21 protein-coding genes are annotated in these 20784 nt (G+C 62.1%); 9 read left to right on the top strand and 12 right to left on the bottom strand.

Going from position 1 to position 20784, the window contains the following annotated elements:
- Positions 1 to 222: 222 nt before the first annotated feature.
- Complete coding sequence (locus JNB89_RS28220; protein ID WP_013339816.1) at positions 223 to 1209, bottom strand: LysR family transcriptional regulator; 987 nt, start codon at positions 1207 to 1209, stop codon at positions 223 to 225.
- A 121-nt stretch (positions 1210 to 1330) separates the two neighbouring features.
- On the opposite strand from JNB89_RS28220, the gene JNB89_RS28215 reads away from it, so the two are divergent.
- The 4 genes from JNB89_RS28215 to hemP all read left to right on the top strand — a co-directional run bounded on the left by JNB89_RS28215 (position 1331) and on the right by hemP (position 3982).
- Positions 1331 to 2209 (top strand): pirin family protein, encoded by an 879-nt coding sequence (locus JNB89_RS28215; RefSeq protein ID WP_218742229.1) that lies wholly within the window; start codon positions 1331 to 1333, stop codon positions 2207 to 2209.
- 191 nt (positions 2210 to 2400) lie between these two features.
- Positions 2401 to 2799 (top strand): OsmC family protein, encoded by a 399-nt coding sequence (locus tag JNB89_RS28210; RefSeq protein WP_013339818.1) that lies wholly within the window; start codon positions 2401 to 2403, stop codon positions 2797 to 2799.
- Between the two features lie 92 nt (positions 2800 to 2891).
- A complete protein-coding gene (locus tag JNB89_RS28205; RefSeq protein WP_220364383.1) occupies positions 2892 to 3374 on the top strand; it encodes an SRPBCC family protein in 483 nt (160 codons plus the stop codon).
- Positions 3375 to 3718: 344 nt separating this feature from the next.
- On the top strand, positions 3719 to 3982 hold the full coding sequence (gene hemP / locus JNB89_RS28200; RefSeq protein ID WP_218742226.1) for a hemin uptake protein HemP: 264 nt from the start codon (positions 3719 to 3721) through the stop codon (positions 3980 to 3982).
- 313 nt (positions 3983 to 4295) lie between these two features.
- Here hemP and JNB89_RS28195 read toward each other — a convergent pair whose 3' ends face one another.
- From JNB89_RS28195 to uvrB, 5 genes are all read right to left on the bottom strand, one after another.
- Complete coding sequence (locus JNB89_RS28195; protein ID WP_220364382.1) at positions 4296 to 5702, bottom strand: 4Fe-4S binding protein; 1407 nt, start codon at positions 5700 to 5702, stop codon at positions 4296 to 4298.
- Positions 5699 to 6544 (bottom strand): FTR1 family iron permease, encoded by an 846-nt coding sequence (locus JNB89_RS28190; protein WP_135894762.1) that lies wholly within the window; start codon positions 6542 to 6544, stop codon positions 5699 to 5701. Before JNB89_RS28190 ends, JNB89_RS28195 begins: the two co-directional genes overlap by 4 nt.
- 79 nt (positions 6545 to 6623) lie before the next feature.
- Positions 6624 to 6956 carry a cupredoxin domain-containing protein gene (locus tag JNB89_RS28185; protein WP_013339823.1) on the bottom strand — a complete coding sequence of 111 codons (333 nt, stop codon included), beginning with the start codon at positions 6954 to 6956 and terminating at the stop codon, positions 6624 to 6626.
- Between the two features lie 116 nt (positions 6957 to 7072).
- Positions 7073 to 7621 carry an iron transporter gene (locus JNB89_RS28180; RefSeq protein ID WP_220364381.1) on the bottom strand — a complete coding sequence of 183 codons (549 nt, stop codon included), beginning with the start codon at positions 7619 to 7621 and terminating at the stop codon, positions 7073 to 7075.
- 568 nt (positions 7622 to 8189) lie between these two features.
- Complete coding sequence (gene uvrB, locus JNB89_RS28175) at positions 8190 to 10283, bottom strand: excinuclease ABC subunit UvrB (RefSeq protein ID WP_013339825.1); 2094 nt, start codon at positions 10281 to 10283, stop codon at positions 8190 to 8192.
- Between the two features lie 334 nt (positions 10284 to 10617).
- Here uvrB and JNB89_RS28170 point away from each other — a divergent pair, with 334 nt between their 5' ends.
- Positions 10618 to 11817, top strand: a complete 1200-nt coding sequence (locus JNB89_RS28170; RefSeq protein WP_013339826.1) for an amino acid aminotransferase — start codon at positions 10618 to 10620, stop codon at positions 11815 to 11817.
- Positions 11818 to 11922: 105 nt separating this feature from the next.
- Here the strand turns inward: JNB89_RS28170 and JNB89_RS28165 are convergent, their stop codons facing one another.
- Positions 11923 to 13149: a DUF3734 domain-containing protein gene (locus JNB89_RS28165; protein ID WP_013339827.1), complete on the bottom strand. Its 1227-nt coding sequence runs from the start codon at positions 13147 to 13149 to the stop codon at positions 11923 to 11925.
- Positions 13150 to 13159: 10 nt separating this feature from the next.
- Positions 13160 to 13957 (bottom strand): 3-hydroxybutyrate dehydrogenase, encoded by a 798-nt coding sequence (locus tag JNB89_RS28160; RefSeq protein WP_013339828.1) that lies wholly within the window; start codon positions 13955 to 13957, stop codon positions 13160 to 13162.
- A 243-nt stretch (positions 13958 to 14200) separates the two neighbouring features.
- On the opposite strand from JNB89_RS28160, the gene JNB89_RS28155 reads away from it, so the two are divergent.
- The gene (locus tag JNB89_RS28155; RefSeq protein ID WP_220364380.1) at positions 14201 to 15172 is read left to right on the top strand and encodes a potassium channel beta subunit family protein; all 972 of its coding nucleotides are present in this window, start codon (positions 14201 to 14203) and stop codon (positions 15170 to 15172) included.
- A gap of 336 nt (positions 15173 to 15508) precedes the next feature.
- Positions 15509 to 16354 carry a 23S rRNA (adenine(2030)-N(6))-methyltransferase RlmJ gene (locus JNB89_RS28150; RefSeq protein WP_220364395.1) on the top strand — a complete coding sequence of 282 codons (846 nt, stop codon included), beginning with the start codon at positions 15509 to 15511 and terminating at the stop codon, positions 16352 to 16354.
- A 48-nt stretch (positions 16355 to 16402) separates the two neighbouring features.
- Here the strand turns inward: JNB89_RS28150 and JNB89_RS28145 are convergent, their stop codons facing one another.
- The 4 genes from JNB89_RS28145 to cueR form a co-directional block, all read right to left on the bottom strand.
- The gene (locus JNB89_RS28145) at positions 16403 to 17443 is read right to left on the bottom strand and encodes an ABC transporter substrate-binding protein (RefSeq protein WP_220364379.1); all 1041 of its coding nucleotides are present in this window, start codon (positions 17441 to 17443) and stop codon (positions 16403 to 16405) included.
- Positions 17444 to 17667: 224 nt separating this feature from the next.
- Entirely contained in the window at positions 17668 to 18012 is a 345-nt protein-coding gene (locus tag JNB89_RS28140) for a hypothetical protein (RefSeq protein WP_220364378.1), read from the bottom strand.
- A 229-nt stretch (positions 18013 to 18241) separates the two neighbouring features.
- Positions 18242 to 18388 (bottom strand): DUF3563 family protein, encoded by a 147-nt coding sequence (locus tag JNB89_RS28135; protein WP_006053111.1) that lies wholly within the window; start codon positions 18386 to 18388, stop codon positions 18242 to 18244.
- 285 nt (positions 18389 to 18673) lie between these two features.
- Entirely contained in the window at positions 18674 to 19114 is a 441-nt protein-coding gene (gene cueR, locus JNB89_RS28130; protein WP_220364394.1) for a Cu(I)-responsive transcriptional regulator, read from the bottom strand.
- 121 nt (positions 19115 to 19235) lie between these two features.
- Between cueR and JNB89_RS28125 the strand changes: the two genes are divergently transcribed.
- Together JNB89_RS28125 and JNB89_RS28120 are read left to right on the top strand one after the other, a co-directional pair.
- The gene (locus JNB89_RS28125) at positions 19236 to 19499 is read left to right on the top strand and encodes a heavy-metal-associated domain-containing protein (RefSeq protein WP_220364377.1); all 264 of its coding nucleotides are present in this window, start codon (positions 19236 to 19238) and stop codon (positions 19497 to 19499) included.
- An 11-nt stretch (positions 19500 to 19510) separates the two neighbouring features.
- On the top strand, positions 19511 to 20434 hold the full coding sequence (locus JNB89_RS28120) for a dTDP-4-dehydrorhamnose reductase family protein (protein WP_220364376.1): 924 nt from the start codon (positions 19511 to 19513) through the stop codon (positions 20432 to 20434).
- Positions 20435 to 20784: the final 350 nt, after the last annotated feature.

Below are 20784 nucleotides of genomic sequence, written 5' to 3'. Positions count from 1 at the left end.
CTCGGATCACCGCATGCGACAGCCGTGCTCGACACGGACAGCGCGGTCAGCCCTATCAGGCTCGCTATGATAGCGGCCATGAGTTTTCGCATAAGAGACTCCTTAGCGAAGGGATTTCAATATAGCGCCGTGAGCCCGCGCATTCAAGCAAACGGCCATTGAAAGTACTCATGACAGGCGGCGCTTCAATGCTAAAAGCGATGCCGCGCTGCGCACGATCTGCTAGGAGGCGACCGCCGCCGCGCTGCGCGCAACGTTGGGTTCGTTTCCCATTGGGCATTCCCGCATGATGTGCTTACCGTCATCCGGATCGAGCATCTCGACCAGATAATCGACGAACGCGCGCACGGCCGGCACCATCCCCTGCCGCGAGACGAATACGGCGTACAACTGCGGCGCCGGAAAAGTCCAGCCCGGCATGACCGGCGACAGTTGCCCCGCGCGCAACGGGGCGCCGTACATCATCTCGGGCAACGCGGCTATGCCAACGCCACACAGCACCGCTTCGCGAATCGTCGAGAGGTCAGCGGTCACGAGACGCGGCTCGTGTTCGTGCACGTGACGGCTGCCGTCCGGCGCAATCAGGTTGTAGACATGCCGTCCGTCGCTGGTCGGCACGTCGAGGGTTGCAAAGCGCGCCAGATCGGTCGGCTGCAATGGCGGCGCGTTCTGCTGCAACAGGCTGGGCGCGCCCACCAGCATCTGCTGCGTGCGCCACAGCGGACGCACGACGATATTGGCGTTTTCCGGCGGAGCGGAGCGCACGCGCAAGGCGACGTCGATCGAATCTTCGAACAGATCGACGACACGATTCGTCACACGCATGACGACGCGCACTTCGGGATAACGATGCATGAACTCCGGCAGTATCGTCGACAGAATGGTCTGCGAGATGGTGACCGGCACGCTCACGCGCACCGTGCCGCGCGGCGACGAGCGCAGTTGCTGCACGACGTTGACCGCCGCCTGCGCTTCGCTCAGCATCGCCTGGCAATGCTGGTAGAACAGTTGGCCCGCTTCGGTCAGTGCGAGCTTGCGGGTTGAGCGCTGCAGGAGCCGCACGCCGAGCGACGCCTCGAGCTCCGTCAGCCGGCGCGACAGCCGCGACTTGGAGATACCCAGCACGCGTTCGGCGGCGGAAAAGCCGCCATGTTCGACGACCTGCGAGAAGTACATCAGGTCGTTCAGGTTGTGTGAATCGATCTTCATCTATCGTTCCAGTAATAGAACAATCCATTGCGTGACGGCGGCTGGCACCTTGAAAAACGGTCCCTATAATAGCTCCATGTTTCAAAAATAACGCTATTCCCGAATTTTCAAGGTGATATTGATGACCGCGACACGCACGATCGAACGCACGTATCCCGCCGTTCGCACCATTGAAGGTGGCGGCTTCGTGGTCCACCGCCCGTTTCCCACCCGCATGCTGATGGACTTCGATCCGTTCCTGCTGCTCGACGAAATGGGCCCCGTCGATTACGCACCCGGCGAGGCCAAGGGCGCGCCGGACCATCCGCATCGCGGATTTGAGACCGTCACGTATGTACTCGAAGGTCAGTTCGGCCACAAGGACTCGGCCGGCCACTCCGGCACGCTGCACGCCGGCGACGTGCAATGGATGACCGCGGGCGCGGGCGTCGTGCACAGCGAAATGCCCGACCCGTCGTTCGTGCGCACGGGCGGACGCGTGCACGGCTTGCAACTGTGGGTGAACCTGCCGCGCCGCGACAAGATGATCGCGCCGCGTTACCAGGAAGTGCCGTCGGCGCAGATTCCGGTGGCAACCTCGGCGGACGGCAAGGTGCGCGTGAAGGTGATTGCAGGCGAGGCGCTCGGCACGAAAGCGGCGGTGGAAACCCGCACGCCCATTCTGTACCAGCACTTTTCGTTGCAGCCGGGGGCGACGATCCGCCAGCCGGTGCCCGCCAACTACCGCGTGTTCGCTTACGGCCTCGCAGGCAAGGGCTTCTACGGCGAAGGCGAGGCTCGCCAGGAAATCGACGCGCGCCAGATGGTCGTGTTTCGCGACGACGGCGACTCGGTGACGCTCGCTGCCGGCGAGGAGCCGCTCGAAGTGTTGCTGCTTGGCGGCGTGCCGTTGAAGGAGCCCGTCGTGCGTTACGGCCCGTTTGTGATGAATACGGAGGACGAAATCCGCCAGGCGGTAGTCGATTATCAGGCGGGCCGAATGGGCGCGATCACGCACTGAACCGCGCGGGCCAAGCGCGCGCGATTCCCCGTTGCCTCACACGGGCGCCGGCGCGCCGCCTGCTCACGCCCGGGGCGCAAACGCCGCGGACTTCGTTCACAATAGCGATTCCTGCCGCGTGCGCTCGCTTCGAAACTTCAGCCGATGCAGCCGCCGCGCGGCGATTTCCGTCCCTGCTTTCAGGAGCGCGCATGGCAGAAGCCACCGTCACCGCCCACATTGGTTCGACGAATTATCAGGTCCATTTTGACGACGGCAAGCACACGTGGCTCGCCGACGAACCGGAATCGCTCGGCGGCGGCGATCGCGGCCCGACGCCTGTCTCGTTGCTGCTGTCCAGTCTTGGCGCGTGTACGTCGGTCACGCTGAAAATGTACGCGCAACGCAAAGGCTGGCCGCTCGACGAAGTGCACGTTACGCTTGACATCGAAACCGGTGACGAAGGCTCGACTATCGACCGCAAGATCCAGTTGCGCGGCGAGCTCTCCGACGAGCAGCGGGAACGCCTCTTGCAAATTGCCAATGCGTGCCCAGTTCACAAGATTCTCACGCGCTCGATCACGATCCGTTCGGGCCTGACCGTCGCATGACTCGCGCACGCCGGCCGGCCGGGCGTGCAGCAGGAACGCACCGGCACGGCTGTTTTGCGGCGCTTGCAACGCTTTCATAGGATGCTGTCGTCTTGAATTTCGAACACCTTATCCAGATCAACGACCCGTTGAACCCGTTTGTCGACTCGATGACCCGCGAGCAGCTTTGGGAAGGGCTCGTGCTGCGTGCCGAGCAGCCGCAGTTGTTCGTGATAGGACTCGACAGCTGCACGATCCTGTCGCGCGAAGGCAATACGCTCGAGCGGGAGCTGCACTATGGCCAGGCCACGGTCCGCGACCGCGTGACGCTGCAGGAAAGCCAGAGCGTGCGCTACGACATCCTGCCGACGGTGGATCACGTCGGCGGCTCCCTCACCATGACCATCGAGCAGCCGGACGAACTGCAACTGTTCCTGCGCTTCGAATACGCGACCACGCTGCCGGTTTCGAACGACCAGGACGCAGTGCAGACGCAGGAGATCGTGAAGTCGGCCTATCGCGAGAACGACATCGACACGGTGCGCCTGATCCGTCAGTACGTGCAGGCAAGGCAGGAGCCGGGTTCGCTGCACTGAGCGTCGCGGCTCGCGCGGCGTCGCGCTGTCGCGAGGTGCCCTGCCGCCGCGTCGTTCTGTCGTCGCGTCGCCCCGCCGCGCCACCCCGCCGCTGCATCGCTCTGTCGCCGCGCCGCTGCATCACTCCGTCGTCGCGCCGCCTCGTCGCAACCTGTCCAGAGCGGTGGCACCGGCACCGCTGCTGCCGCGTGCAACGCGCGGCTATTATTCGTTGCCCGAGCAGCGTCTTTCCCCACCGTGTCTTTCGGCTATCGAAAGCTTGATCCGATGAATTTCTGCCTCTTGTAAATAGGAATGGTTATCATTTAGAATTCATCCATCGAATCGAGCAACAGCCAGGACGAATGACAGATACCACTCGCTCTTCCACGCTCAGCCTGCGCCGCCCGGCGGCCGCGTTGACCAGCCGCCCTAAACCCGCGGCGGCCGTGGCGCCAGCCGCCGCAAGGCCTGCGGCAAGCCGTGCGAACGACTCGTCCGAAACGTCGGCGCGCGTGCTGCGCAGTGAGGCTTTGCTGCAAGGACACAGTCACGTCAGCATCGTGCATAACGGCGAGACGTATCAGCTGCGCGCCACGCGTCTGGGCAAGCTGATCCTGACCAAGTAACGAGCAGATCGCAGTACCAGGTATTGTGGGGACCACCTCCTCTGAGAGGTGTTGGGCATTAGCCAGCCACGACGGCTTGCACGTGAGAACTAGACCCCTTCGTGCAGACACCAAGCCAGCCGTCGCAGCCAGCCAGGCCGCTTTTTTGGTTCCCGCCGACGCGAGCACGACATGCCGTGCCCCGTCATGTGAATGAAAAAGCCGTGAAGATGAACGATGTCATCTTCACGGCTTCTGTTTTTGTGTCGCACGCATTCGACAAGCGCAGGCGAGCGGCAAGTCTGCTAAAACGCGTTCGCTTTCGGTCGAGCGTTTACTTCGAGGCCCAGCCCCAGAACATCAGCCACCAGGCGCTGTCGACCACGGCGAGCGCTGCGGCGAACCAGAGCATGGCTAGAGCGCGTTGCACGAAGCGCTCCGTGTAGCGGCGCGTGACGAGCCATGCGAGCCAGGCGCTCCACAAATTGGCGATGGCCAGAATCGCGATACGCACGTCCGACGCCCACCACAACGGCACATGCTCCGCACGCAGCAGCGACAAAGTGGTCGCCGACAAACCCAGAAACACGCCTGCGCCGGCAAGCGGAATCAGCCCTTGTGTCAGGTGATGCAGACGCACACTGCTGAAGCGCCCGAGCATGCGCGTCGCCCCCGTCATCAGGATGAGCAGCACGGTGCCGTAGACGAGCGCCGTCGCGAGGATGTAGCCGATCACCATGGTGCCGTCGAGCCACGAGAACACGTCGTTCTGCTCAGGGTAATGCGTGAAGAGGAACCACGGTGCATTGGTATCGAGCGGCCACGTGATGTCGTGATCGACGAGCCACGTCGCGAAGAACATCTTGAGGTCGATGAACCAGCGCGACGCGGTCCAGTGGAACGCGCCGATCGCGATGCCGAGCAGGCCGTACAGGATCAGCGCCGTGTCCCAGACGCTCGCGTGCTTGTCGCCGAGCTGCACGACTTCCGACGACGGCGCGCGCCAGGTCAGCGCAATCGCATCGCGGTGGCCGCTGCAACGGCCGCACATATGACAGTCGGCCGCGCCCTTCATGTTGCGCAACGGCACGAGCGGCGCGCAATTGATCGGAATCACGCGGTGGCCGTGCTCGCCGTTCTTGTACGAACGGCGCCATGCGTCTTCATCGACCTTGTAGTGAAACGGCGCGAGGCGCGCCAGAAGCGAAAAGACCCCGTTCACGGGGCAGAGGTACTTGCACCAGACGCGCTTCTCGCGCCCGTACAGCAGGCCGATGACGATAGCCGCCAGCGTCGAGCCGCCGAGCACCAGCAGCACCGCCTTCGGATACTGGTAGACGCTCACCATCTGACCATAGATGGTGGTGATGCCGAACGCGACGAAGGGCCAGCCGCCCCAGCGCATCCAGTGCGGAATTGCCTTGCCGCGGCCGTGTTTGCTCGCGAATTCGGCGAGCGCGCCCTCGGGACACAGCACGCCGCACCACACGCGGCCGAGCATCACCATGGAGAGCAGCACGAACGGCCACCAGATGCCCCAGAACACGAACTGCGCGGCAAGCGTCAGGTTGTTCCACAAATGCGCGCTGTCGTCCGGCAGCGGCATGACCGCCGGCACGATGATGAGGAGCGCATACACCGCCACCACGACCCACTGGATGCCGCGGATCACCGAACCGTGACGCTGCATCCACTGCCCTGCCGCGGCAAGACGCCCCGGACGGGTCATGACGGTACTCATGCTGCGCGCTCTGCGGCTTGCCGTGCCGGCTTGCGATTCGCGCGCCGCAGCAGCAGATAGACGACCGCCCAGTACACCGCGTACGCAATCAGGTTCATCAACGCCGGATGCGCGCGATAGCCGGTGAGCGTCGCGACCAGCGAGCCGAAGGTGTTGGAATCGTCGAGAATGGCGGAGGTGTTCCACACCTGGTCGACGATGGTCGGCAGGAATTCCTTGTCGATCAGCTTGTCGACGCCCGTCTCGAACAGACCCGCGCCGAGGAACAGCAGCATGATTTCGGTGACGCGGAAAAAGAGGCGCCACGAGAAGATCTTGCCACCGAGCTGCAGCACGTAGAACGTCAGCAGTGCGAGCGCGAGGCCGATTGCAACCGCGAGCATCTGCGCAGTGTCCACGTGGCCCGACTGGCCGAAGCCGAGGCCGTACAGGAAAATCACCGTCTCGCTGCCTTCCCGCGCGATGGCGAGCGCGACGAGCACCGCCACGCCCCACCAGTTCGAGTCACGCTGACTCTTTTGCAGCGACTGCTCCATGTCGCGCTTGAGCGAGCGGCCGTGCTGCTTCATCCACAGCACCATTTGCACAATGAGCACGCAGGCGACCAGTACCATCGCGGTCTGGAAATAGTCCTGCGCGTCGCCGGACAGCACTTCCGTGAAGCCGACCAGCGCCGCGCCGAGCGCGACCGCCGCGATCAGGCCGGCCGCAACGCCGCCCCACAGGTACGGCAAACCGCGGCGCGCATCGGCGTCGCCATTTTTCAGCCACGCGTACAGGATGCCGACGACCAGCAACGCCTCGACACTCTCCCGCCACACGATGAATAGAATCTGACCCATCAAGCACTCCCTTCTGCTCTGCTACTGCTGTCGCGCACGACGGCGGAGCCGAGCCCCGCGCCCGTCATGCGCGCGACTGCTACTTCGCGACGATCACGCCCTGCGCCTGCTGGTGGAAATCGTCGAAGAACTTGTACTCGCCCGGCGTGAGCGGCGCGATCACCACGAACGAATCTGCTCCCGGAGCGAGGACCTTTTCCTTGCGCAACTGGACGCTTTCGAACTCGGCCGCGCCCTTGCCGGTATTGCGCACCTCGATCTTGATTCGCTGCCCCGCCGGCACTTCGATGCGCGCCGGCGTGAGCTTGCCGTCGTTCATTTCGAGCTTGAAAGTGGGCAGATCAGCGGCATGCGCCGCGCCCGCCAGCACAATCGACGACGCAAGAACCGCGATCTTTCGGTTGATTCTCATTGGCGTTTCCAGAAAACGCGGCGCGGTATGAAAAGCCCGCGCCGCCTGCTGCATTCACTCATTCGTCCCACGTGCCCGCGCACCGCTTGATCGCGAGCTGCGACGACGCGCGAACATCAATACCCGCCCTTCTTGCCGATGCCGGCGAACGTGAAGTCGTACTCCAGCGTGATCGGCTTGAACCACGGACCCACACCGGTTTCCTTATCGACGTGACGGCCAAACGCCATGTGGCCGGTCTGCATCGGCGCTTCCACGACCAGCTTCAGGTGATATTTGCCCGGACCTTGCAGCTTGACGTTGTCGCCGTAGTGCGGACCGTCGTTGGCGACCATCGCCATCAGGTCACCCTTCTGCGTGTCTTTCGAGCCGGCTTTCGTCAACTCGTAACGCACTTGCAGATACGGCATCCAGTCACCTTCCGCGAAGCCGGTGGGATTGTTCTTGACTGCGTGGATGTCGGCTTCGAGGTGGATGTCCGAATCCGATGCCTTGCGCATCATGCCTTCCGGCTCCATGGTGATCGGCTGCAGATACACCGCGCCGATTTCCATGCCGCCCTGAATCTGCTGCTTGCCGATCGGGTATTCCGCAGCCGTTGCCGAGAAAGCCGCAACTGCGGCCGCCGCGGCAATACCGCCGCGCACAAATGAAGAAATCCGCATTCAAACTCCTTGTTTTTATCCGATTCGATTGGATTCCATTGGAACAGTGCGTCGGACGACAAACCGAAGCAGATCGCATAAATGAACGTTAATGCGAACCATTCTCAATATTGGGCGAGTTTATCATTGTTCGCCTGTCGGAACAAATACGAACGCACGCCGAGCCTTGTAGCAGCAGGGTCTTAAGGGTGTCTTAAGAAATGAAGAGTGAGAGGCGGTTGGCGGATGTTGGGGTGGTATGGGCGGGATGGGTGTGTCGGATTGCCGCGGCGCAGGGTTGGGGTATTCGGTTCCTGATCTGGTTGGTTGGGTTCGCGGTCGCGTTGGCGGGTTCTGGTCCGGTTGGCGGGTTTCCGGTCGGGTCGGCGGGTTTCCGGTCGGGTCGGCGGCTTCCCGGTCAGGTAGGCGGCTTCCCGGTCAGGTTGGCGGCTTCCCGGTCAGGTTGGCGGGTTCCCGGCGGGGTTCGCGGGTTGCCGGTCGGGGCGGCGGGTTCCCGACCCAGTTCGCGCTCGGCGGGCGGAGCCAGCTTTCCGGCGCGGCACTGCCCGCGCCGTTCGCCCGCCAAACCTTACTCGACACCCGACACGTGATCGCCGACGTTTGCGCCGAACACCCGCTGCCGCAGGAGCGCGAGCTGGTCGCGCGTTTGCGCGGCCTTCTCGAACTCGAGGTTCTTCGCGTGCTCCATCATCTGCTTTTCGAGGCGCTTCAGTTCCTTTGCCAGCTGCTTCTCGGACATGTCTTCGAACTTGGCGCGGGTTTGCTGCTCCTTCAACTCGGCGCGAGCGTCGTCCACGTTGTACACGCCGTCGATAATGTCGCGAATGCGCTTGACCACGCCGCGCGGCGTGATGCCGTGTTCGAGATTGAACGCGATCTGCTTCGCCCGCCGCCGCTCGGTTTCGTCGATAGCGCGGCGCATTGAGTCCGTCACCTTGTCGGCGTAAAGAATCGCCTTGCCGTTCACGTTGCGCGCCGCCCGGCCGATGGTCTGGATCAGCGAGCGCTCCGCGCGCAGGAAGCCTTCCTTGTCCGCGTCGAGAATCGCGACAAGCGACACTTCAGGAATATCCAGGCCTTCGCGCAACAGGTTGATACCGACCAGCACGTCGAAAGTACCAAGCCGCAAATCGCGGATGATCTCGACGCGCTCCACGGTGTCGATATCGCTGTGCAGGTAGCGCACCTTGATGCCGTGGTCGGCGAGAAACTCCGTGAGCTGCTCGGCCATGCGCTTGGTCAGCACGGTGACCAGCACACGGTCGCCCGCGGCGACGCGCTCGTTGATTTCGGCGAGCACGTCGTCCACCTGGCTGCGCGCGGGCCGTACCTCGATTTCCGGATCGACAAGCCCCGTCGGGCGCACCAGTTGCTCGGCCACCTGCCCCGAGGTCTTCTTCTCGTACTCGGCCGGCGTGGCCGTTACGAACACGACCTGACGCATCTTGCGCTCGAATTCGTTGAACTTCAGCGGCCGGTTGTCCAGTGCGGACGGCAGCCGGAAACCGTAGTCGACCAGATTTTCCTTACGCGCGCGGTCGCCGTTGTACATGCCGTTCAACTGGCCGATCAGCACGTGCGACTCGTCGAGCAGCATGATCGCGTCCGACGGCAAATAATCGACCAGCGTGGGCGGCGGCTCGCCGGGCGCCGCGCCGGAAAAGTGCCGCGAGTAGTTCTCGATGCCCTTGCAGAAGCCCAGCTCCTGCAGCATCTCGAGATCGAAACGGGTGCGCTGCTCAAGGCGCTGCGCCTCGACCAGCTTGCCTTCGCTGTAGAAAAACTCCAGCCGCTCGCGCAGCTCAGCCTTGATGGTTTCCACGGCTCGCACGACGGTATCGCGCGGCGTCACATAGTGCGACGACGGATAAACCGTGAAACGCGGAATCTTCTGACGCACGCGTCCGGTGAGCGGATCGAAGAGTTGCAGTGTTTCCACTTCGTCGTCGAACAATTCGACACGCACCGCCATTTCTGCATGCTCGGCGGGGAAAATGTCGATCGTATCGCCGCGCACCCGGAACGAGCCACGCTGAAAGTCCGCTTCATTGCGGTTGTACTGCATGGCGATCAGCCGCGCGATGATGTCGCGCTGGCCGAGCCTGTCGCCGGTGCGCAGCGTCAGGATCATCTGGTGGTATTCGGACGGATTGCCGATACCGTAAATGGCCGACACGGTCGCGACGATCACCACGTCGCGCCGCTCCATCAGGCTTTTAGTGGCCGACAGACGCATCTGCTCGATGTGCTCGTTGATCGACGAGTCCTTTTCAATGAATAGGTCGCGCTGCGGCACGTAAGCTTCCGGCTGATAGTAGTCGTAGTAGGAAACGAAATACTCGACCGCGTTGCGCGGAAAGAACTCGCGGAACTCCGAGTAAAGCTGCGCCGCGAGCGTCTTGTTCGGCGCGAACACAATAGCCGGACGGCCAAGGCGCGCGATCGTGTTGGCCATCGTGAAGGTCTTGCCCGAACCGGTCACGCCGAGGAGCGTCTGGAACGAGAGACCGTCTTCGATGCCTTCGACGAGCGTGTCGATCGCCGTCGGCTGGTCGCCGGCGGGCGGATATGGCTGATAAAGCTGAAACGGCGAGCCTTCGAAACGGACGAATTTGGATTCGTCGAGCGCATCTTCGGCTTCTGTCAGATGTTGTTCGGACATGGGGGGCGGCAACGGCCTTGGGCAAAAAACTATTCTAACGGGTTGCGCAAACCCGGATCGGGGACGGAATGAACGGATCCGCGTAAGAGCGCAGCTTGCAAAACGCAGACGATGTCAGGCATGTTGCGACGCTTGCCTGTTTTTCAAGCAAATAAGCCCGCCAACTGACGTCGTCGTCCTAAAAACGCTCTCAGATTCGTTACAATGCGAAGTTGCGCTCGCTTGGAGTTGCCCGCGTTTCGCGTCGTCCGGCGCTTGCGTTTTGCATAAACGCAGCCCGCGCGGGCCTGCATGCTCGTAGCCGCCCTCTTTTCACTACTGCTGGCCACCCACCATGTCTCTGTTCTCCGCCGTCGAACTTGCTCCCCGCGACCCGATTCTGGGCCTGAACGAAGCCTTCAACGCCGACCCGCGCCCCACCAAGGTCAATCTCGGCGTTGGCGTGTATTTCAATGAAGAAGGCAAGATTCCGCTGTTGCGCGCCGTGCGCGATGCGGAACGGGCGCGTGTCGAAGCAGCGTTGCCGCGCGGCTATCTGCCGATCGAGGGCATCGCCGCATACGACGCAGCCGTGCAAAAACTGCTGCTCGGCAACGATTCGCCGCTGATCGCGGCGGGCCGCGTCGTGACGGCGCAGGCACTGGGCGGCACGGGCGCGCTGAAGATCGGTGCGGACTTCCTGAAGCGCCTCGACCCGAACGCCAAGGTCGCCATTAGCGATCCGAGCTGGGAAAACCACCGCGCGCTCTTCGAAGCCGCGGGCTTCGAAGTGGTCTCGTACCCGTATTACGACGCGCATACGCACGGCGTGAACTTCGACGGCATGCTGAGCGCGCTCAACAGCTACCCGGCCGGCACCATCGTCGTGTTGCACGCGTGCTGCCATAACCCGACGGGCGTCGACCTCACGGTCGACCAGTGGAAGCAAATCGTGGAGGTCGTCAAGGCGCGCAATCTGGTGCCGTTCCTCGACATCGCGTATCAGGGCTTTGGCGACAATATCGAAGCAGACGCCGCGGCCGTGCGCCTTTTTGCGGCCTCGGAACTGAACGTGTTCGTCTCTTCGTCGTTCTCGAAGTCCTTTTCGCTGTACGGCGAGCGTATCGGTGCGCTGTCCATCATCACGGGCAGCAAGGAAGAAGCGACGCGCGTGCTGTCTCAACTCAAGCGCGTGATCCGCACCAATTACTCGAACCCGCCGACGCATGGCGGCTCGGTGGTCGCCGCGGTGCTCGCGTCGCCGGAGCTGCGTGCCACGTGGGAGACGGAACTCGCCGAAATGCGCGACCGCATCCGCGCCATGCGCAACGGTCTCGTCGAGCGTCTGAAGGCAAGCGGCGTGGATCGCGACTTCAGCTTCGTCAATGCACAGCGCGGCATGTTCTCGTACTCGGGCCTGAGCGCGCCGCAAGTCGACCGCCTGCGCGAAGAGTTCGGCATTTATGCCGTCAGCACCGGCCGCATCTGCGTGGCTGCGCTGAACACGCGCAATCTGGACGTCGTCGCTAACGCGATTGCGCATGTGTTGAAGTAAAGCATTCGGCAAAGCGCTCACACGCGCGTTGCTGAACTTGGATAGAAACGGCGCCCTTCGAGGGCGCCGTTTCTATTTGCGTTGGCGAATTTGCCAACGCCGCTTTCAGCGCGAATCGCGATGAATGTCGTGCGTGACGAAGCCCGCATCGTTATCCGGCATGGCAAGCCAGTCCGGCTGCGAAAGCGAATGACGGATGTCGTCAAGCCCGCTTTGCCAATGCTCGCGCATTGTCGACAGACCAAACTGGAAGTCCTTGTAGTGGCCTTCGTACTCTTTATGCCGGTAGATGAGATGAATCACGTTGTAGCGCTTTGAGCACGACAGATCTTCGGCGAGCCTGCACCAAGGGTCGTCGCGCTGCTCCGGGGAGACGCGGTCCAACACCTCGCGCAGCACGCGCCGAAACCGTTGCGAGCGTTGCAGCATGTCGGTCACGAGCCGGGTGCGGCTTGAGTACTGAATGTCTTTCATGCGCCCCTGCACGTCGGTGATGTTGTCGGGCACCGGCCCGATCGCGCTCCACAAATCGACCTGGAACGCGAGCGTGTCGCGCCGCGGCGTGGTTTGCACCACCTCGTAAAGCGGCGTGTTCGACATCAAGCCGCCGTCCCAGTAGTATTGCCCGTCAATCTCGACCGCCGCGAAACCCGGCGGCAATGCACCCGACGCCATAAAATGTTCGGGCCTCAGCGTGGTGTGCGTATTGTCGAAATAGGCGAAATTCCCTGTGCCGCAATTGACCGCGCCTACGGACACGCGCATTTCCCGCGAGTTGATGCGGTCGAAATCGCATAGCGCTTCCAATGTCGCTTTCAGCGGCGCCGTGTCGTAGTAGCTGGCCGCCTGAGGCGGCCCCGAAACGGTTGGCAATGGCGGAGGAAAACGCGGCACGAAGAAGCCCTTTTGCCCCTCGACAAGCGCGCCGACAGCTTGAGCTGCGGTGAACGCTTTGCGCACCGCGTCGCTCGAGTTGAAGAACGCATGCTCGACAAACGCGGGTAGCGGCGGACCGAATGCCGGCTGACAGATGGTCTCCCAGAACTGCAGCAGCCGCTCGACCCGCTTTTCCGGCGGATTGCCCGCGATAATCGCAGTATTCAACGCGCCAATGGAAATGCCCGCGAGCCAGTTCGGCTCGATGCCCGCCTCGTGAAGTCCCTGAAAAACGCCGGCCTGATAAGCACCAAGCGCACCCCCGCCCTGCAGCGTGAGCGCAATGGTTTCGTAACCCGGCAATTGAATGCGCGTGCGAGGCGCCGCGCCGGCGCCAGCGCCTTCCTGATTGCCGGGTGCACCGAGGCGCGCCTGCTTGGGCTTGGGTTGCGCCATGCGCGCCTCCTTATTGCATGTACCAGCCGTGGCTCACAATGAAGGACTGGCCGGTGAGCGCCGCAGTGGGGAAAGTGGACAGGAACAGCACGGTTTGCGCGACGTCTTCCACCGTGGTGAAGATGCCGTCGACGGTGCCGCCCAGCATGACCCGCTTGACGACTTCTTCTTCGCTGATATTGAGCTCCTTCGCCTGCTCCGGGATCTGCTTGTCGACCAGCGGAGTACGCACGAAGCCGGGACACACGACATGCGAGCGCACGTTGTGCTTCGCGCCTTCTTTCGCGAGCACGCGCGCAAGCCCGAGCAGCGCATGCTTGGCTGTCACGTAAGCGGACTTGAGCGGCGAAGCCTCGTGCGAGTGAACCGAGCCCATGTAGATGACGATACCGCCGCGATCGTCCTTGTACATGTGCTTGAGCGCTGCCTTGGTGGTCAGGAAAGCGCCGTCCACGTGAATCGCCTGCATCTTCTTCCAGTCGGCAAACGAGTAGTTCTCGATCGGGTTGACAATCTGGATGCCCGCGTTGGAAATGAGAATGTCGACCGACCCCAGCTCTGCCGCGACCTTGTCTATGCCCTGATTGACTGCGTCTTCATTGGTGACGTCCATGGCGATGCCGATCGCCTTGCCGCCGCCCTTCGTGATTTCTTCGGCCACGGCGTTGGCGCCCTCCTGGTTCAGGTCGGCGATGGCCACAGCCGCTCCGGCGGCCGAGAGGGTCAACGCAATCTGCTTGCCGATGCCGCTCGCGGCGCCGGTGACCACCGCGACCTTGCCATTCAGATTTGTGTTCAGTGACGACATCCAGAACCTCCATGCAGTTGATGAGCAATGAGACCACGAGCCGCGCGCAGCGGGAAGTCAGCCGAATGGCATAGGCGTGCATAGGCTGCGTCCTATACCGTTCGGCCGAATGTTGCACTGCGGCCAATGCTGCTATTGTGCATGAACCGTGTGCCGGGGGCCGTTAAAAAGCACGCCGGGCCTGATCTATTTACACTGGGTGTTCTGGCAGGATTCCAGTCGCTTCACTATCAGGAGAATTGCATGAATTATCGGCGTCTAGGCCGCTCGGGCCTGCAAGTCAGCGAACTGTCCATCGGCTCGTGGGTCACGTACGGCAATCAGGTCGACCATCGCGCGGCGCGTGAATCGCTCGCGGCCGCGCGCGACGCGGGTGTCAACTTCTTCGACAACGCCGAGGTCTACGCTGGCGGCAAATCTGAAGAAATCATGGGCCAGGCGCTCAAGGAACTGGCGTGGCCGCGCGTGAGCTACGTGGTGTCCACCAAGTTTTTCTGGGGACTCGAGGAAGCGCCAAATCAGTATCACACACTGAACCGCAAGTATCTGCTGAACGCCATCGATTCGTCGCTCAAACGTCTGCAGCTCGATTATGTCGATCTGGTGTTCTGTCATCGTCCCGACCCGAACACGCCTGTCGAGGAAACGGTATGGGCAATGAGCGACATGATCACGCGCGGCAAGGCGTTGTACTGGGGCACGTCCGAATGGAGCGCTGACGAAATTCGCGCCGCTTATGAGATTGCCGAGCGTCACCATCTGCACAAACCCGTGATGGAGCAGCCGCAGTACAACCTGTTTCATCGCAAGCGCGTGGAGCAGGAATACAAGCGTCTTTACGACGACATCGGTCTTGGCCTGACTACCTGGAGTCCGCTGGCGTCCGGCCTTTTGACCGGCAAATACCGCAATGGCGTACCAGCGGACAGCCGCGCGCAGTTGCAGGGTTATGACTGGTTGCGCAAACAGGTAACCGACGTCGGCAAGAACAATGTGGTCGGCAAGCTCGGCGAGGTGGCGGACGAACTGGGCTGCACGGTGGGTCAGCTCGCCATCGCCTGGATTCTGAAGAACCCGCATGTCAGCACGGTGATTACGGGCGCATCGCGCGTCGAGCAGATCGCCGAGAACATGAAGTCCGCCGATGTCGCCGATAAGATCACGCCGGAGCTCAAGGAGCGTATCGAAGGCATTATTGGCGACGCGCACGACTGACGCCGCTTCGGGGAACTGGTTGCGGCCGAGGGAGAATCGTGCTGCCAGGGGCGCGCGCCAACTGGTGTGGAGGTGACGCCGGGGCGCTTGATAGTTTCGGCTCGGGCCCGCACCCTGCCGGACTCGGCTTGCGGGTCGATTCGGTGGGCCCGGCGCGGCTCGACGCGGCTCGACGCGGCTGGACGCAGCTGGGCGCGTCGCGTTATGTTGCGTTACGTCGCGTACAATACGCGACCGCGCTGTATAGCGACTGTCTTTGCCGCGCTGCGCGCCCAGTTACCTGCGCATCGCCCGTTCCAGCCAGCAACAGCACGCCCTCTTTCAGCGTCTCCTCATATGCTCAGCTATCGCCACGCCTTTCATGCAGGCAATCACGCCGACGTTCTCAAACACGCGGTCGTGTTGCAGCTACTGCGCTACCTCGGTCAGAAGGACAAAGCCTACTGGTATATCGACACGCACGCCGGTGCAGGTGTCTACTCGCTGCAGGAAGGCTACGCGGTAAAGACCGGCGAATTCCAGACCGGCATCGCCAGGCTGTGGGAACGCAACGACCTGCCGCCGCTGTTCGCCGAATATGTCGACGAAGTCGCTGCACTGAATCCCGACGGCCAGTTACGCTTCTACCCCGGTTCGCCGTATATCGCCTGGCGACAAATGCGCGAGCAGGACCGGATGCGTCTGTTCGAGCTGCACAGCACGGAAATCGACGTGCTCCGGCACAATTTCCGCGATGCAGGCCGTCGCGCAATGCTGTACGCGGGTGACGGCTTCGACGGCATTCTCGCCTTGCTCCCGCCCGCGCCGCGCCGCGCACTGGTTTTGCTCGATCCGTCATACGAGGACAAGCGCGACTATGCACGCACGCTTCGTTGCGTCGAAGAAAGTCTGAAACGTTTCCCAACCGGCACCTACGCGGTCTGGTATCCGCAGGTGAAGCGCCCGGAATCGCAACGCTTTCCCGAGCAGTTGAAAAAGCTGCAAGAGCGCAATTGGCTGCATGTCAGCCTGACCGTCAGCAATCCGCCGGCGGACGGTTTTGGTCTATTTGGCAGCGGCATGTTCATTCTTAATCCGCCGTACACGCTGCCCAAAATGCTCAAAGAGCAGATGCCGTGGATCGTAAAAGCGCTCGGCGAGGACAGAGCCGCGCAGTTCAAGGTGGAATACCGCGGCGATTGAAATCGCGCAAAAGACGCGCGCCGGTAGAGGCGCGCTCTCATCGCGCTGTTACTTGAGTTGTGCCGCGGCCTTGCGGGCGAAGTCGTTGGTGTAGGTTGCGTTCAGGTCGATCTTCTTTGGGTCGAGCCGATTATCAAACGACGCCAGCGCACGCAGTGAAGTCGCCGGTCCGTCGGCGGGCATCAGGCCGTCCGGAGAGTAGGCGTCGCGTACGTTGTGGAAAGCCTCCACGTACAACGCGGAATCGTTGAGCAGGTACGCCGGCGGTACCATCTTCAGCAAGTCCGCATCGCTCGCGGTCTGCAACCAATGATCTGCACGCACGATTGCATTGGCGAGCGCCTGCGTCGTCTTCGGATATTTCTGGATGAAGCTCTCCGGAGCGTACAGCGTGGCGGCCGGCATCGTTCCGCCGAACACCTCCTGCGTGCCCTTCACCGTGCGCGTATCCACCAGCACCTTGATCGCACCACTGCGCGTGAGCTTGGTCATCATAGGGTCCACGTTGGAGAGTGCGTCGATCTGGCCGTTGCCGACCGCCGCCAGTACCGTGGCGCCGCTGCCCACGCCAATCGCGGCGATATCGCTTCTCTGCACGCCCGCCTTGCGCAATGCGACCGTAAGAACCAGATCCGTTGAAGAACCCGGCGCGCTCACGCCCACTTTCGCCCCCTTGAAATCCGCGAGCGTTCTGATCTTGTCGGCTTTCGACGTCAATACTGCAACCGCGATCTGCGGCGCTCGGCCCATCAACGCAAATGCCCGATATCGCTGGCCCTTGGCCTGCATGAACAGCGTATGCTCGAACGCACCGGCGCCGACATCCGCGCTGCCCCCTACCACCGCCTCCAGCGCCTTTGAACCCCCTGCGAAATCTTCTAGCGTGACTTCGAGACCTTCGTCCTTGAAATAGCCCAACTGTTGCGCCGCCAGCACGGGCAAATAGTAAAGCCCAGGCAAACCGCCGACGGCCAGGGTCAACGCCGGCTTTTCAGGTGTGTCCTTGGCGAACGCTACGCCGTGCGGCACGGCAGCGGCGAAAAGCACGGCGAAGACGCCGGCAGCACGCCGCATCCAGTGAGAGAACATTGACGTCTCCTTGTTGTGTTTTCGTTCCGTGCGATGGCCGAGCCGGCCACCTAGGCGCCGCTTTGGGCGCGACAAACCGCTGGACGATTGTCGTCTTTCGACCGGGCGCGCGCCATGCGCCCAAACCCGAATCGTCGGAAAGCGCAACGGGCATGGGAGGCCGGGTGCTCCAGCGTGCTTATGGACGTTGGCGTTGGCCTGTAGATAGCGGTCGTTGAGGCACGCTATTGCCGGTAGTGCGGCGCATGGCCTGGCTGCGGCTGTTGCGGGAGCGTGGCGCCGCCGCCAGGCAGTTCGATATAAGGCGCGACAACGATCGGCACCGATGAATTCGGCGCGAGTTCGGCAGGTGTCGCAATCGGTTGCGCTTCGACGATGGGCTGGCGGGAGAGCGGCGCGGTCTGCAGCACAGTGCCGCTCTGGCCGTCGCTGATGCCGCTCTGAGTGTCGAGAATGACGGGTTTGCGCGTATTGCTCGACGCGGCGAAAACGCTCGACGTGGCGCAGGTCGCGAGCAAAGAAAGGGCAACGACGGCCGCCGAGCGTTTGAACGTGCGAATTGGAGACATGAGCGGACCGGTTAAGTCGAAAAGCCGCGTTGCGCGGACAACGCCTTACATTACCGCGACATACGTCCGGAAGCTAGTCGATCTTCGCCAACTCCAGTGTCTGGGCGCCCAACTGCGAATAAGGGGCGTCCAGATGCGACAAAGCCCCGCAATTACGGGGCTTTACAATGAACAACTAATCACAGCGACGGGAGCGCACCGGCCACGAGGCCTGCCCCGCTGTTGAAACTTACAGCGAATAGCCGTTGGTTTCGAGCGAGCGGATACGCTGTTCCAACTGCACGATGTCCGACGACGAAGCCAAGTAGGCTTCACGGCGGTCGCGCTCGGCAGTTTCAAACCACGTGCTCAGCTTTTCAAGGATGTATGCAAACATGACGTTCTCCAAGGATCAAATGAATCCCCGGTGGACCTAGCATCAGGGATTTCCCGTAAAAGGGTTAACCCGAATTATAGGCCGATGGTGCAACCGCGCCAGTGAAATGCTCGCATGATGTGCATTCCTGTTTGGAATGACGCACACAGATGGTGCGTATAAGGAATTGATTTTATTGGCGTTGACAGCTCACGACCGTTCGATTTTTGCCCGCGCTCCGCGTGTCGCACAATTCAGGTGCATCGCGACGGCTGCAGCAGAACGTTCCAAGCGGTGCATTGCAATTCACGACGACGACGGTCTATGGCAACTGCTGCCTTCGCCCCCGGTCAGCAATTCAGCGTCGGCGAGTCGTTCGATGATCGGGCACTCCGGGCGATCATCGCCGTGACAATGGGCAGCGAGGTGCGCCAATATGTCTCGCATTTCCGTGAGTTCGGCGATGCGCCGATCGAGGTCTGCCACATGATCCAGCGCGATCGCCTTCACTTCCCCGCTCGCGCGCGTGCGGTCATGCCACAGCGCCAACAACCGCCTGATATCTTCCACGAGAAAACCAAGTCGGCGCGCCTGACGGATAAACCGCAATGAATGGACTTCTTGCGGGCCGTAAACTCGATAGCCGGCGCTCGTGCGGCCTTTCGCCGTGAGCAGTCCCACGCTTTCGTAGTAGCGAATCATCTTTGCCGTGACGCCCGACGCGCGGGCCGCTTCACCAATATTCATAACCATGTTCTCCTGACTGCCTCGATCGTACACCTTCCCATGATGGGAAGGTCAGCCACTTAAATTCCGCTCCTGCAGGCATAATTCAACTCAGCAGCGGTCATTTCCAAAGGCAATTCCGATGAAGACTGAATTTCACGTTGAAGGTATGAGCTGCCAGCATTGCGTGGCAGCAGTCACGAACGCCGTCCGCGAGCATGACGAAGCGGCCAATGTTCAGGTCGATCTCGAGGCGGGCCGCGTCGCGGTCGAGTCAACGCAAGCGGTCGACGTACTGAAGGCCGCCATTGAGGACGCGGGCTATACCGTCAAGGACGTGCAGCGACGCGCGTCGGCCGATGCAGGCGCCGCCAGCGGTGGCTCCTCCGGTAGCGTGGCGCGTTAGGCGACGCGATCATGTTCAAGGTCGCCGTGATAGGAGCTTCAGGTTTGCTTGGTCGCGCTGTTATGAACGAACTGACCAAGCAGCCGGCCTGGCAGGTCGTGGGCACAGCATTCACTCGCCCTGCGTCGAATACTGTTGCGCTCGATGTGCGCGACTCGCGGGCGGTCGAGGAATTTGTCGAACGTGAAGCGCCTAATGCGCTCGTGGTTGCTGCTGCAGAACGTCGGCCGGATGTGTGCGAGCGTCACCCTGAATTGGCCCGCGCACTGAATGTGGATGCGGTCCGTGCAATCGCAGCTGCGGCGCATCGGCGCGGGGCATGGACGCTGTCCATTTCCACCGATTATGTGTTTGACGGCAGTCGGCCGCCCTATCGGCCGGACGCTGAGCCTGCGCCGCTCAATGCATATGGACGCGGCAAGCTGGAAGGCGAGCGCGCGTTGACCGGCGCGACCGACTTCGGCTGTGTGCTGCGCTTGCCGCTGCTGTATGGACCTATCGTCGATTGGGCAGAATCTGCCGTAACCAGCCTCGTGCCGGCGATCGCCGCGTCCGTTGCGGTACAAGGCAAAGCCGCTAACATGGACGCGTGGGCGATTCGCTATCCGACCTTCACGCCGGACGTTGCATTCGTGATCCGGCAAATGCTCGAGCGTCATGTCGAGGGTAACGCGATTCGCGGCATCGTGCATTGGTCAGGCGACGAACCGATGACCAAGTACGAGATAGCCATGCGCCTTGCCGAAGCGCTAAACCTCGACGCGCGGCTCACCCCGCAACATGCGCCGACTGATGCGACGCCTCGCCCCCACAATTGCCATCTTGCGTCGGAACGGCTGGAGCTGCTTGGCATTGGCCGACGCACGGCGTTCGATACGGGGATTCGCGAGGTGTTAGCCGCGTTTCCGTGGCGTGGCGAGATGCGCCCTGATTAACGGCGCGGATAAGCGGTCCGTTTTGCCGCTTCCAGTTGCTGAGACAGTCGATCCGACGGTGCGGTTGCGTTGTAAATCTTGAGATATGAGCGGACCGCCCAGTAGGTTGCACCCAATCACACTGATGGTGCCGGCGCTTCACGGGCACATCGAAGATTTGCAGTCGCGAACTGAGTCTCTCGCGATGCGAGGACGGTGTGCGGTGCGGCGGGCGTTTTTCTCTCGCGTAAACGCCGCAACCCCACCTTTGCGGGGTGGGGTTGCGGTCACTGCTGGGGAGCCTGACGATTACCTACTTTCACACGGGTAATCCGCACTATCATCGGCGTGGAGTCGTTTCACGGTCCTGT

Origin of the sequence: Paraburkholderia phenoliruptrix (genome assembly GCF_019511605.1) — a bacterium.
GTDB classification, from domain to species: domain Bacteria; phylum Pseudomonadota; class Gammaproteobacteria; order Burkholderiales; family Burkholderiaceae; genus Paraburkholderia; species Paraburkholderia phenoliruptrix_A.
Note: the sequence above shows the minus strand (reverse complement) of the source record. Positions and strands in the feature narration are given on the sequence as shown.

What these genes read in the sequence shown, in the direction of transcription:
- JNB89_RS28220 (WP_013339816.1), bottom strand. Translation starts at nt 1,209, where the DNA reads ATGAAGATCGATTCACACAACCTGAACGACCTGATGTACTTCTCGCAG.
- JNB89_RS28215 (WP_218742229.1), top strand. Translation starts at nt 1,331, where the DNA reads ATGACCGCGACACGCACGATCGAACGCACGTATCCCGCCGTTCGCACC.
- JNB89_RS28210 (WP_013339818.1), top strand. Translation starts at nt 2,401, where the DNA reads ATGGCAGAAGCCACCGTCACCGCCCACATTGGTTCGACGAATTATCAG.
- hemP (WP_218742226.1), top strand. Translation starts at nt 3,719, where the DNA reads ATGACAGATACCACTCGCTCTTCCACGCTCAGCCTGCGCCGCCCGGCG.
- JNB89_RS28195 (WP_220364382.1), bottom strand. Translation starts at nt 5,702, where the DNA reads ATGAGTACCGTCATGACCCGTCCGGGGCGTCTTGCCGCGGCAGGGCAG.
- JNB89_RS28190 (WP_135894762.1), bottom strand. Translation starts at nt 6,544, where the DNA reads ATGGGTCAGATTCTATTCATCGTGTGGCGGGAGAGTGTCGAGGCGTTG.
- JNB89_RS28185 (WP_013339823.1), bottom strand. Translation starts at nt 6,956, where the DNA reads ATGAGAATCAACCGAAAGATCGCGGTTCTTGCGTCGTCGATTGTGCTG.
- JNB89_RS28180 (WP_220364381.1), bottom strand. Translation starts at nt 7,621, where the DNA reads ATGCGGATTTCTTCATTTGTGCGCGGCGGTATTGCCGCGGCGGCCGCA.
- uvrB (WP_013339825.1), bottom strand. Translation starts at nt 10,283, where the DNA reads ATGTCCGAACAACATCTGACAGAAGCCGAAGATGCGCTCGACGAATCC.
- JNB89_RS28170 (WP_013339826.1), top strand. Translation starts at nt 10,618, where the DNA reads ATGTCTCTGTTCTCCGCCGTCGAACTTGCTCCCCGCGACCCGATTCTG.
- JNB89_RS28165 (WP_013339827.1), bottom strand. Translation starts at nt 13,149, where the DNA reads ATGGCGCAACCCAAGCCCAAGCAGGCGCGCCTCGGTGCACCCGGCAAT.
- JNB89_RS28160 (WP_013339828.1), bottom strand. Translation starts at nt 13,957, where the DNA reads ATGTCGTCACTGAACACAAATCTGAATGGCAAGGTCGCGGTGGTCACC.
- JNB89_RS28155 (WP_220364380.1), top strand. Translation starts at nt 14,201, where the DNA reads ATGAATTATCGGCGTCTAGGCCGCTCGGGCCTGCAAGTCAGCGAACTG.
- JNB89_RS28150 (WP_220364395.1), top strand. Translation starts at nt 15,509, where the DNA reads ATGCTCAGCTATCGCCACGCCTTTCATGCAGGCAATCACGCCGACGTT.
- JNB89_RS28145 (WP_220364379.1), bottom strand. Translation starts at nt 17,443, where the DNA reads ATGTTCTCTCACTGGATGCGGCGTGCTGCCGGCGTCTTCGCCGTGCTT.
- JNB89_RS28140 (WP_220364378.1), bottom strand. Translation starts at nt 18,012, where the DNA reads ATGTCTCCAATTCGCACGTTCAAACGCTCGGCGGCCGTCGTTGCCCTT.
- JNB89_RS28135 (WP_006053111.1), bottom strand. Translation starts at nt 18,388, where the DNA reads ATGTTTGCATACATCCTTGAAAAGCTGAGCACGTGGTTTGAAACTGCC.
- cueR (WP_220364394.1), bottom strand. Translation starts at nt 19,114, where the DNA reads ATGAATATTGGTGAAGCGGCCCGCGCGTCGGGCGTCACGGCAAAGATG.
- JNB89_RS28125 (WP_220364377.1), top strand. Translation starts at nt 19,236, where the DNA reads ATGAAGACTGAATTTCACGTTGAAGGTATGAGCTGCCAGCATTGCGTG.
- JNB89_RS28120 (WP_220364376.1), top strand. Translation starts at nt 19,511, where the DNA reads ATGTTCAAGGTCGCCGTGATAGGAGCTTCAGGTTTGCTTGGTCGCGCT.